This is a genomic window from Streptomyces sp. YIM S03343, from assembly GCF_054729195.1.
In genome coordinates this window covers 2,503,015-2,515,045 of the sequence record NZ_JBPUKX010000001.1, presented here as the reverse complement: position 1 = coordinate 2,515,045, position 12,031 = coordinate 2,503,015, and the positions used below count along the sequence as shown (strand labels likewise).

Annotated in this window: 8 protein-coding genes; 5 read left to right on the top strand and 3 right to left on the bottom strand. The window is 73.1% G+C overall.

Features of this window, described 5'->3' with window-relative positions; all coding sequences use genetic code 11:
* The first annotated feature begins 188 nt into the window (after positions 1-188).
* The 5 genes from ACSYGN_RS10685 to ACSYGN_RS10665 all read left to right on the top strand — a co-directional run bounded on the left by ACSYGN_RS10685 (position 189) and on the right by ACSYGN_RS10665 (position 4,438).
* Entirely contained in the window at positions 189-1,028 is an 840-nt protein-coding gene (locus tag ACSYGN_RS10685; protein ID WP_460394260.1) for a helix-turn-helix domain-containing protein, read from the top strand.
* A 168-nt stretch (positions 1,029-1,196) separates the two neighbouring features.
* Entirely contained in the window at positions 1,197-2,672 is a 1,476-nt protein-coding gene (gene rimO, locus ACSYGN_RS10680; RefSeq protein ID WP_460394258.1) for a 30S ribosomal protein S12 methylthiotransferase RimO, read from the top strand.
* Entirely contained in the window at positions 2,669-3,406 is a 738-nt protein-coding gene (gene pgsA, locus ACSYGN_RS10675) for a CDP-diacylglycerol--glycerol-3-phosphate 3-phosphatidyltransferase (protein ID WP_460394256.1), read from the top strand. The genes rimO and pgsA overlap by 4 nt, the downstream gene beginning before the upstream one ends.
* Positions 3,403-3,948: a CinA family protein gene (locus ACSYGN_RS10670; protein WP_460394254.1), complete on the top strand. Its 546-nt coding sequence runs from the start codon at positions 3,403-3,405 to the stop codon at positions 3,946-3,948. The genes pgsA and ACSYGN_RS10670 overlap by 4 nt, the downstream gene beginning before the upstream one ends.
* A gap of 109 nt (positions 3,949-4,057) precedes the next feature.
* Positions 4,058-4,438, top strand: a complete 381-nt coding sequence (locus ACSYGN_RS10665; protein ID WP_460394252.1) for a helix-turn-helix domain-containing protein — start codon at positions 4,058-4,060, stop codon at positions 4,436-4,438.
* 593 nt (positions 4,439-5,031) lie between these two features.
* Here ACSYGN_RS10665 and ACSYGN_RS10660 read toward each other — a convergent pair.
* The 3 genes from ACSYGN_RS10660 to ACSYGN_RS10650 all read right to left on the bottom strand — a co-directional run bounded on the left by ACSYGN_RS10660 (position 5,032) and on the right by ACSYGN_RS10650 (position 12,022).
* A complete protein-coding gene (locus tag ACSYGN_RS10660; protein WP_460394250.1) occupies positions 5,032-5,796 on the bottom strand; it encodes an SDR family NAD(P)-dependent oxidoreductase in 765 nt (254 codons plus the stop codon).
* 47 nt (positions 5,797-5,843) lie between these two features.
* Entirely contained in the window at positions 5,844-6,698 is an 855-nt protein-coding gene (locus ACSYGN_RS10655; RefSeq protein ID WP_460394248.1) for an Fpg/Nei family DNA glycosylase, read from the bottom strand.
* Between the two features lie 257 nt (positions 6,699-6,955).
* Positions 6,956-12,022 (bottom strand): ATP-dependent helicase, encoded by a 5,067-nt coding sequence (locus ACSYGN_RS10650; RefSeq protein WP_460394246.1) that lies wholly within the window; start codon positions 12,020-12,022, stop codon positions 6,956-6,958.
* Between the last annotated feature and the right edge of the window lie 9 nt (positions 12,023-12,031).

Here is a 12,031-nt window from a genome sequence, read left to right as displayed (position 1 = left end):
TCGCCGCACGTCAAGTTGAGCGGGAGGACAGGTATGGGTCCCACCATGGGGTTCGTGCCTGACCGGCCGTCGGTGACGAGTCCATTCCGATGGCGTACAAAGTTCCGCCGACCGGTTGCCCCGCCCTTTTGCACCCCGCCTAAACTGAACCTCTTACACAGGTGGCTACACGCTCGAAAGGCGCCCCCGTGTCCATCGGCAACTCTTCTGAAGGCGAGCGTCCGTTCGACGACGCTCGCGAGGAAGCGACCACTTCCATCGGCCATGCCCTGCGGCAGGCGCGGATAGCTGCCGGGCTGACCGTCGACGACGTCAGTACCGCCACCCGGGTCCGCATCGCCATCGTGCACGCCATCGAGGCGGACGACTTCGCCCCCTGCGGCGGCGACGTGTACGCACGCGGCCACATCAGGACCCTGGCCAAGGCCGTGCATCTCGACCCGGCCCCGCTGCTCGCGCAGTACGACGCCGACCACGGCGGCCGTCCCGCGCCCACCCCCGCCGCGCCCCTGTTCGAGGCGGAACGTATCCGCCCCGAGCGGCGCGGACCCAACTGGACCGCGGCCATGGTCGCCGCGATCGTCGCGGTGGTCGGCTTCGTCGGCTTCACCGCCTTCCGCGGCGACGACTCCGGCGGCTCCAAGACCCAGGTCGCCGAAGGCGCCACCCCCACCACCAGCAAACCCGCCTCGCCCACCCCCACGGACACCAAACCCGCCGACCAGAAGCCCGAACCCTCCGACAGTGCCATCGCCGCCGCGCCCCAGGACAAGGTCACCGTCCAGGTCAGCGCCGTCGACGGACGCAGTTGGATCTCCGCCAAGGACCACAACGGCCGCATGCTCTTCGACGGGCTCCTCAAGAAGGGCGAGTCCAAGACCTTCCAGGACAGCTCGAAGATCAACCTGATTCTCGGCGACGCCGGAGCGATCCAGCTCTATGTGAACGGCAAGAAGATCGAGGACGACTTCCAGCCCGGCGCCGTGGAACGCCTCACGTACACGAAGGGCGACCCGGAGGTCGGCTGACCGTCCCGCGCACACCCGCGCGCCCGCACTACCGCGACACCGCACGCTCGCACTTCTCCGCCAAAGGGCCCCGAACGGGCCCCAACGGGTAAGCACACACGGGGTTGGTCCAGAAAGGGCCAACCCCGTCGACGTGGGGTGTCAGTCAGACAAAGTAGTCTTGAGCCCATGCCTGAACGCCGTACCGTCGCACTCGTCACTCTCGGCTGCGCCCGTAACGAGGTGGACTCGGAGGAGCTCGCAGGCCGTTTGGAGGCGGACGGCTGGCAGCTCGTCGAGGACGCCGCGGACGCCGAGGTCGCCGTGGTGAACACCTGCGGCTTCGTCGAAGCCGCCAAGAAGGACTCCGTCGACGCCCTCCTGGAGGCCAACGACCTCAAGGAGCACGGCAGAACCCAGGCCGTCGTCGCAGTGGGCTGCATGGCCGAGCGGTACGGCAAGGAACTCGCCGACGCCCTCCCCGAGGCCGACGGCGTGCTCGGCTTCGACGACTACGCCGACATCTCCGACCGCCTGAGGACCATCCTGGGCGGCGGCATCCACGCCTCCCACACCCCCCGCGACCGGCGCAAGCTGCTCCCCGTCAGCCCCGCCGAGCGACAGGAGTCCGCCACCGAGGTGGCCCTGCCCGGTCACGGAGCTCCGACGGACCTTCCGGCGGGCGTGGCGCCCGGGTCCGGCCCCCGGCCGCCCCTGCGCCGCCGTCTGGACGGCTCCCCGGTCGCCTCGGTGAAACTGGCCTCCGGCTGCGACCGACGGTGCTCCTTCTGCGCCATCCCGTCCTTCCGCGGCTCCTTCATCTCACGCCGCCCCGCCGATGTGCTGAACGAGACACGGTGGCTGGCCGGACAGGGCGTGAAGGAGATCATGCTGGTCTCCGAGAACAACACCTCCTACGGCAAGGACCTGGGCGACATCCGCCTGCTGGAGTCCCTGCTGCCCGACCTCGCCGGGATCGACGGCATCGAGCGCGTCCGCGTCAGCTACCTCCAGCCGGCCGAGATGCGCCCCGGCCTGATCGACGTGCTCACCTCGACACCGAAGATCGCGCCCTACTTCGATCTGTCCTTCCAGCACTCCGCCCCCGGCGTGCTGCGGGCGATGCGCCGCTTCGGCGACACCGACCGCTTCCTGGAACTCCTGGACACCATCCGCGCCAAGGCCCCCGACGCCGGTGTGCGCTCCAACTTCATCGTCGGCTTCCCCGGCGAGTCGGAGGCGGACCTGTCCGAGCTGGAGCGCTTCCTGGCCCACGCCCGCCTCGACGCCATCGGCGTCTTCGGCTACTCCGACGAGGAGGGCACCGAGGCGGCGACGTACGAGGACAAGCTCGACCAGGACCTCGTCGCCGAGCGGGTGGCCCGCGTCTCCCGGCTCGCCGACCGGCTGGTGGCCCAGCGGGCCGACGAGCGGCTCGGCGAGACCGTGCACGTGCTCGTCGAGTCCGTCGACGACGAGGAGGGCGTCCTGGGCCGCGCCGCGCACCAGGCACCCGAGACGGACGGCCAGGTGCTGCTCATGAGCGGCGCGGGCCTGACGGCGGGACGTATCGTCGAGGCGAAGGTGGTCGGTACGGAGGGTGTCGACCTCGTGGCCGAGCCCCTGCCGGGCGGGCCTGCGGCCAGTGAGGAGGCGGCCAGATGACCGGAGTCCCGGCATCCGCCGCGGGCGGCTCCCCGGGCTCGCGGAGCGCCGCGGGCGCCCCCCAGGGTGCTGCTTCCGGCGCTGCCGGGGAGGCGGAGGGCGGCAGGGCGCCGCGCGGCGGGAAGATCGCCGCGGCCGCCGTCAACCAGGCGAGCGTGTGGAACGTCGCCAACCTGCTGACCATGCTGCGGCTGGTCCTGGTGCCGGGCTTCGTCGCCCTGATGCTGGCGGACGGCGGCCACGACCCCGCGTGGCGCTCGTTCGCCTGGGCGGCCTTCGCCATCGCCATGATCACCGACCTGTTCGACGGCCATCTGGCGCGCACCTACAACCTCGTCACCGACTTCGGGAAGATCGCCGACCCCATCGCCGACAAGGCGATCATGGGAGCGGCGCTGATCTGTCTGTCCGCCCTGGGTGATCTGCCGTGGTGGGTGACCATCGTGATTCTCGGCCGGGAGGTCGGGATCACCCTGCTGCGATTTCTCGTCATCCGCTACGGCGTCATTCCGGCGAGCCGCGGCGGCAAGCTCAAGACCCTCACCCAGGGCATCGCCGTCGGCATGTATGTACTGGCGCTGACGGGATGGCTGGCGACCATGAGGTTCTGGGTGATGGGTGTCGCGGTCGTCCTGACCGTTCTGTCCGGGCTCGACTATGTGAGACAGGCCATTGTGCTCAGGCGCCGGGGAATCGCCGAGCGCGCGGCGGCGTTGGAGGAGACCGAAGGGTGAGTTCCGCGGCCACCGACGTGGTGCGACTACTGACGGTGAGGGGTGAGACGCTCGCCGTCGCCGAGTCGCTCACCGGCGGTCTGGTGGCGGCGGAGATCACCTCGGTCCCGGGGGCCTCCAAGGTCTTCCGGGGGTCGGTGACGGCCTACGCCACGGAGCTGAAGCATCTGCTGCTGGGGGTCGACGCCGATCTGCTGGCGGTCCACGGCGCGGTGGACCCGCAGGTCGCGGCCGGGATGGCAGGCGGAGTGCGCAAGGCGCTCGGCGCCGACTGGGGCATCGCGACCACCGGTGTCGCCGGTCCGGACCCGCAGGACGGACAGCCCGTGGGCACGGTTTTCATCGCCGTGGAAGGGCCGTCCGGTACCCTCCGGGGTTCCGCCCGTGGCGGAAAAGTGGAGGCCCTGCGGTTGAACGGCGACCGCGCGGACATTCGTATGGAGAGTGTACGGAGCGTACTCGCGCTGCTCCTGACGGAGATCGTGAGCGAACACACCGGGAATGAACGGGCACAGGATACGGAACGGAACGGGGGGTTTTGATGTTTGCAGCCCTGAGTGAACACGACATCGCTCCCCGCACGGCCGCGGCGCGAGGCGGTACGGTGGGGCGAGAAGGATGCGGCTACGCGGTCCGAGGAGGGAGCCACCGATGATTCTGCTCCGTCGCCTGCTGGGTGACGTGCTGCGTCGGCAGCGCCAGCGCCAGGGCCGTACTCTGCGCGAAGTCTCCTCGTCCGCCCGAGTCTCGCTCGGCTATCTCTCCGAGGTGGAGCGGGGGCAGAAGGAGGCTTCCTCCGAACTGCTCTCCGCCATCTGCGACGCGCTGGACGTACGGATGTCCGAGCTCATGCGGGAAGTGAGCGACGAGCTCGCCCTCGCGGAGCTGGCCCAGTCTGCAGCGGCCACCCCCAGCGAACATGTACCGACGCCGGTTCGCCCCATGCTGGGCTCCGTCTCGGTGGCTGGTGTGCCACCGGAACGGGTGACCATCAAGGCGCCCGCCGAAGCGGTGGACGTGGTCGCCGCCTGATATCCCGGGTGCCGGCGATCGGGGTCGGAGAACCGACCTGACCATGAACGTGTACATGTGTACATACAAAGCCCCGGCCGGGGCCGCTCCGGAGAAATCGGTCCGGAGGGGTGCGGTCGGGGTTCTCGCGTTCCTGGGGTGAGGTTCCCCGCCCCTCCGATGCCGGGCATGCCCGGTGTGTCTCCGTTTGCCGGGGAGCGGGGGTGCGGTCATGGTGGAGGGGCTCCGCGCGGCATGGTGTCCGCGGCGCGTCACGCCGAGTACGGGGCGTGCGGGGCGTACGGCGCGCCTGTGTGCCGTCGGTGCGCCCTCGCGGTGGGGCTCGGCGGCGTCGTAGCGTCCGGCTGGAGGTGGTGGCGTGGCGGCCAGGGTCGGGCGGGCGGTGCGTGGCGGGGCAGTGCTGGCGCTCGGGGCGGTCTGGTGGTGCGCGGCGCTGCGGGTCGTGTGCGCCCCGCACGCCGGGATCGTGGAGGGCGCGATCGTGGCCGGCGGCTGGGGGCTGAGTCTGCTGCCGGTGAACTGTGTGCCGAAAGGGTCCGCCGAGGGTGCCGTGGGGACGGGCCGCTGGCGGGCCGCCTGGCGGACGGCTCGCCCTACCAAGGCATCGCCACACCCCCGTTCGGGCGAAGGATCTGCCCCGTCGTGAACGACGACGCGTCCGAAGCCAGATACAGCACCGTGTGCGCCACCTCCTCCGGCTCGCCGACCCGCCCCAGCGGGGACAGCCGGGACATCCACCCCTCGGTCTGTGCCGTCGCCGCCGGGTCGTCGCGGTCGGTCATCGGAGTGCGGATCCAGCCCGGGGCGACCGCGTTGACGCGGATGCCGTGGCCGCCCACTTCGGTCGCCAGCGTCCTCGTCAGCTGGACCACGGCCGCCTTCGCCGCGCTGTAGCACAGCAGTCCCGGGCCGCCGGTGTCGACGGCTCCCGACGCCATGGTGACGATGCTGCCCCCGGTCCCTCCGGCGATCATCCGGCGGGCCCCCTCCTGGCAGGCGCGCAGCACGCCCTTGAAGTTGACGTCGAACACCCGGTCGAGGTCCTCGTCGCGGGTCTCCAGGACGGGACTGCGGTGCATGATCCCGGCGACCGCGGCCATCACGTCCAGCCGTTCGCAGGACGCGACGGCCTGCCCGAGCTGTTCGCGGTCGGTGACGTCGAGCGGGTGGGGATGCGCGGTGCCGCCGCGGTCCTTGATCAGGGCGGCGGTCTTGTGCAGGCCCGGTGCGTCGCGGTCGGCGCAGTGCACGGCCGCCCCGGCATCGGCCAGCAGAAGGGCGCTGGCACGGCCGATGCCGCTGGCGGCGCCGGTGACGAAGGCGGTGCGTCCGGTGAGGTCGTACGCCGTGACGGGCATGAGGGGACGGTACGAGGATTTCTGATGGACCGTCAATTGTCGGTTCGTCAATTGTCCGTGCGGGGGCGGGGGGTGCCGTGCGCCGTGCGGGGAGCGGCGCGGGGCCGGTCCGGGGCGGGGCCGGTCTGGCAGACCGGGCACCAGTAGGTGGGGCGTTCGCCGGAGCGGTCGCCCTGCTCGGCGGCGTGGACCGGGGTGCCGCAGCGCAGACAAGGCAGGGCCGCACGGCCGTAGACGAACAGGTCCTGGCCCCGGCGGCCCGTGGTGCTGCGCGCCGGGCGGTCGCGGTTGGCCTCCAGGAGCCGCCTGGCGAGGCCCGGCAGCTTCGCCGCCCGCTCGGCGGGCAGCGCGCCGACCGGGAGCCAGGGAGTGGCGCCGAGCAGGAAGCAGAGCTCGCTCTTGTACACATTGCCGATCCCCGCCAGGTTGCGCTGGTCGAGCAGTGCCTCGCCGAGCGGGCGGGTGGGGTCGCCGAGGAGGTTGGCGAGGGCGCGGTCCGGGTCCCAGTCGGGGCCCAGCAGATCGGGGCCGAGGTGGCCGACGGCCTGGCTCTCGTCGGCGGTGCGCAGCAGTTCCAGCACCGGGAGGCGGTAGCCGACGGCCGTGCGGTCGGCGGTGCCGAGGATCGCGCGGATCTGGTGGGCCGGACCGCCGGTCCAGCGCCGGCCGGTCGCGTACACCTTCCAGACGCCGTCCATCCGCAGATGCGAGTGCAGGGTGAGCCCGCCCTCGACCCGCGTGAGCAGGTGCTTGCCGCGCGGCACGACGTCCAGGACGGTGCGGCCGGTGAGATCGGCCGTGGCGAACCGGGGCACCCTGAGGTCGCTGCGGGTCAGCACCTTGCCCGCGAGCGCGTCGTGCAGCCGTCTCGCGGTCTGCCAGACGGAGTCACCTTCGGGCATGGCTCAAGGGTGGCACGGTCCGGGTGCCGAGGTCCCAGGTGCTGGTGTGTCCCGGGTGCCGGTGCGTGCGCCGGTCCGCCCGGCCTGGGGCGTGTCTGACAATTCCCGCCGGGCGCGCGGCGTCTGACACGGCACCTCGCCGCGTTGTCGGATCACCCGACTACATCCAGTACGCGGGCGATCCTCCGCCTTGCGATGCACCGCACCAGACGCCGCGCGCTGATCCGACGCGAATTGTCAGACACGCCCTGACCCGGTCATGCCCGCAGCCGCAGTCCGCGCGGGGTGGCGATGAAGCCCGCCCGCTCCAGCAGGGCCCCGATGGGCGAGGTCAGCGCGGAGGCGCCGTTGACACGCTCGACGGTGACCGTGCCCAGCGTGCCCGCGCGGGCGGCCGCCGCCAGGGCCTCCGCGGCCGACTGGAGACGTGTGTCGTCGAAGGGCGCGGTGTCGGGGGCCACCGGCCAGGCCAACAGGGTCTTGCCGCCGCGCTCCATGTAGAGCGTCAGCTCCCCGTCGGCGAGCACGACGAGCGAGCCCGCCTTGCGGCCCGGCTTGTGCCCGGCGCCGGTGGGCGGGTCCGGCCAGGGGAGAGCGGCGCCGTACGCGTTCGCCGGGTCCGCCGCCGCGAGCACGACGGCGGGCGCGGGCCCGGTGCCTGGGGTGGTGGTGCGGTGGGGGAGACCACGGTCGTACGAGGAGAACGCCTGGCCGCCGCCTCGGGTTCCCGGGGGCTGGGCGAGATCCCGGGGCGAGATGTACCCGTCCGGAGTGCTGCGGCGGCCACGCGGCCCCTGGGGACGAGGGATCCTGCCGCCGGGCGTGTGGCCGCCGGGAGCGTCGGTGCGGGCCGGGTCGGCCGGGTCGGCCGGGTTTCTGAGGCCTTCGAGGTCTTCAAGGCCGGGGAAGCCGCCGAAGTCACCGGACTCGCCGAAGTCACCCGGTCCGCCAGGGACTTCGAAGGGGCCGAGGGGTTCGAAGCCGTCCGGGTCCCAGGTGCCCGGCGCCCCGGGTCCGGCGCCGCGGCCCGTGGCGGGATCGGTGCCGTACGGCAGGTCCGGCAGCGCCGCCCCGCGCTCGCGCGCGTTGGCCACCGCACGCAGGCGGTCCACCGCGCCGTCCATGGCGAACTGGGCGGCGCCGAGGCCCTCCACGACATAGCCGCGCCGCGCCTGGCCGCTCTCCTCGAACGCCGACAGCACCCGGTACGTCGCCGAGAAGCCGCCCTCGACGCCCTCGGCGGCGACCGCTCCCCGGGTCACCACGCCGTGCCGGTCCAGGAGCGTGCGGGCCAGGGCGTGGGCGCGCACGGTGGGGTCCGGCTCATGGGCGGGGAGCAGCGACCAGCGGCCCGCCACCGTGGGGGGCCCGCTGCGGGACGCCGTGCGGGCGGCGGCCGTCAGGGAGCCGTAACGGCCGCGCGGGACCGCGCGCTTGGCGCGGTGTGCCGTGGAGCCCGCGGTGCGGCCCGAGCCGAGCAGGGCACGCATCGGGGCCAGGGTGTCGTTGGTCAGACGGCCGGACCACGCCAGCTCCCAGACGGCGTCGGCGAGTTGGGGATCCGTGGCATCGGGGTGGGTGGTGGCGCGGACCCGGTCGGCGATCTGACGGAAGAACAGGCCGTAACCCCCGGCGACGGCGTCCAGCACGGACTGGTGCAGCGGGGTGAGCTCCAGGGGGTGCGGGAGCGGCAGGAGCAGCGGCGCCGCGTCCGCCAGATACAGCGACACCCAGCCGTCCTTGCCGGGCAGCGAGCCCGCCCCGGCCCACACCACCTCGCCCGCGGCGGTGAGTTCGTCGAGCATCGACGCCGTGTACCCGGTCACCCGGGACGGCAGGACGAGCTTCTCCAGCGCCGAGGCGGGCACCGAGGCGCCCTGCAACTGCTCGATGCAGCGCACCAGTCCGTCGACCCCGCGCAGCGCGTGCCCCTTGCCGATGTGCTGCCACTGCGGCAGGAACTGGGCGAGCGCGGCCGGGGGCACCGGCTCCAGCTCGTGCCGCAGGGCGGCCAGCGAACGGCGGCGCAACCGGCGCAGCACCGCCGCGTCGCACCACTCCTGCCCGATGCCCGCCGGATGGAACTCCCCGAGTACGACACGGCCGTTCGCGGCGAGCCGCTTCAGCGCGCCCTCCGTGACCGCGACGCCCAGCCCGAACCGTGCCGCCGCCGCGGCCGACGTGAACGGGCCGTGCGTGCGGGCATGGCGGGCGAGAAGGTCGCCCAGCGGATCCTTGACGGGCTCCGTGAACGCCTCCGGGACACCCACCGGCAGCGCCGTGCCCAGCGCGTCGCGCAGCCGGCCCGCGTCCTCGATCGCCGCCCAGTGGTCGGCCCCGGCGATTCGGACCCGGATCGCCCGGCGGGCGGCGGCCAGCTCCCGGGGCCACTCGGGCTGCGCGCCCCGCTCGGTCAGCTCGGCCTCCGTGAGCGGTCCGAGCAGCCGCAGCAGGTCGGCGACGCCCTCGGCGTCCTTGACCCGGCGGTCCTCGGTGAGCCACTGCAGCTCCCGCTCCAGCTCGGTGAGGACCTCGGCGTCCAGCAGCTCGCGCAGCTCGGCCTGGCCCAGCAGTTCGGCCAGCAGCCGCGAGTCCAGGGACAGCGCGGCGGCGCGGCGCTCGGCGAGCGGCGAGTCACCCTCGTACAGGAACTGCGCCACGTACCCGAACAGCAGCGAGCGTGCGAACGGGGACGGCTCCGGCGTGGTCACCTCGACGAGGCGCACCTTGCGGGACTCCAGGTCGCCCATCAGCTCGACCAGGCCGGGCACGTCGAACACATCCTGGAGGCACTCGCGGACGGCCTCCAGGACGATCGGGAACGAGCCGAACTCGCTGGCCACCTGGAGCAGTTGCGCCGCGCGCTGGCGCTGCTGCCACAGCGGGGTGCGCTTGCCCGGGTTGCGGCGCGGCAGCAGCAGGGCGCGCGCCGCGCACTCGCGGAACCGCGACGCGAACAGCGCCGAGCCGCCCACCTGGTCGGTGACGATCTGGTCGACCTCGCCCTTGTCGAACACGACGTCCGCCGCGCCGACGGGCGCCTGGTCGGGGTCGGCGCCCGAGGCGAAGGGCGCCGCCTGCGCCGGGTCCTGGTCGAGCAGGTCCAGGCCCATCAGATCGGCGTCCGGCAGGCGCAGCACGATGCCGTCGTCGGCGTGCATGACCTGAGCGTCCATGCCGTACCGCTCGGAGAGGCGGGCGCCCAGCGCCAGGGCCCACGGGGCGTGCACCTGGGCGCCGAACGGCGAGTGCACCACCACCCGCCAGTCGCCCAGCTCGTCGCGGAAGCGCTCCACGACGATCGTCCGGTCGTCGGGGACATGACCGCATGCCTCGCGCTGCTCCGCCAGATACGCCAGCACATTGTCCGCGGCCCAGGCGTCCAGTCCCGCCGCCAGCAGCCGCAGCCGGGCGTCCTCGTCGGACAGCGAGCCGACCTCGCGCAGGAACGCGCCCACCGCGCGCCCCAGTTCGAGCGGGCGGCCGAGCTGGTCGCCCTTCCAGAACGGCAGCCTGCCGGGCACCCCCGGCGCCGGGGACACCAGGACACGGTCGCGCGTGATGTCCTCGATGCGCCAGCTGCTGGTGCCCAGCGTGAACACATCGCCGACCCGGGACTCGTAGACCATCTCCTCGTCGAGCTCACCGACCCGGCCGCCGCCCTTCTTCGGGTCGGCGCCCGCGAGGAACACGCCGAACAGCCCGCGGTCGGGGATGGTGCCGCCGGAGGTGACCGCCAGGCGCTGCGCACCCGGGCGCCCCGTGACCGTGCCGGTGACGCGGTCCCACACCACGCGCGGGCGCAGCTCCGCGAACGCGTCGGACGGATAGCGGCCCGCGAGCATGTCCAGGACGGCGGTGAACGCCGACTCGGGCAGCGACGCGAAGGGCGCGGCCCGGCGCACTGCGGCGAGCAGGTCGTCGACCTGCCAGGTGTCCATCGACGTCATCGCCACCACCTGCTGGGCGAGCACGTCCAGCGGGTTCGCCGGGACCCGCAGCGACTCGATATCACCCGTGCGCATCCGCTCGGTGACCACGGCGGACTGGACGAGGTCGCCCCGGTACTTCGGGAAGACCACCCCCGTGGACACCGCACCCACCTGGTGCCCCGCGCGGCCGACCCGCTGGAGGCCCGAGGCCACCGACGGAGGCGACTCGACCTGGACCACCAGGTCCACCGCGCCCATGTCGATACCCAGTTCGAGGCTGGAGGTGGCCACCACGGCGGGCAGCCGGCCCGCCTTGAGGTCCTCCTCGACCAGCGCGCGCTGTTCCTTGGACACCGAGCCGTGATGGGCGCGCGCGATGACCGGCGCCGCACCCAGGGCAGCGCCGGAGCCGCCCATCAGCTCGGCGGGCGCGTGGTGCTCGTCCAGGGGCTCGCCGGTCGCGCGCTCGTACGCGATCTCGTTCAGCCGGTTACACAGGCGCTCGGCAAGGCGGCGGGAGTTGGCGAACACGATCGTCGAGCGGTGCGCCTGCACCAGATCGGCGATGCGCTCCTCCACATGCGGCCAGATCGACGGCCGCTCGGCGCCCTCACCGCCCTCGGCCACCGGGGAGCCGCCCAGCTCGCCGAGGTCCTCCACCGGGACGACGACGGAGAGATCGAACTCCTTGCCGGACTCGGGCTGGACGATCTCCACCTTGCGGCGCGGCGAGAGGAAACGGGCCACCTCGTCCACCGGGCGGACGGTCGCGGACAGGCCGATCCGGCGGGCCGGCCTCGGCAGCAGCTCGTCCAGCCGCTCCAGGGTGAGCGCCAGATGCGCGCCGCGCTTGGTGCCCGCCACCGCGTGCACCTCGTCCAGGATCACCGTCTCCACGCCGGTCAGCGCGTCCCGAGTGGCCGACGTCAGCATCAGGAACAGCGACTCCGGGGTGGTGATCAGGATGTCCGGTGGACGGGTCGCCAGGGCGCGGCGCTCGGCGGGCGGGGTGTCGCCGGAGCGGATGCCGACCTTCACCTCGGGCTCGGGCAGCCCGAGACGCAGCGACTCGTGGCGGATGCCGGTCAGAGGGCTGCGCAGATTGCGCTCGACGTCGACTGCGAGGGCCTTCAGCGGGGACACGTAGAGCACGCGGCAGCGCTTGTGCGGATCGGCGGGCGGAGGCGTCGAGGCCAACTGGTCGAGGGCGGCGAGGAACGCGGCCAGCGTCTTGCCCGACCCCGTCGGAGCCACCACCAGCACGTCGGAGCCCGCGCCGATGGCCCGCCACGCGCCCGCCTGGGCCGCGGTGGGCGCGGAGAACGCCCCCGTGAACCAGCCGCGGGTCGCGGGGGAGAAGCCGTCGAGGGCCCGATGTGCGGAGTCGACCATGCGTCCATC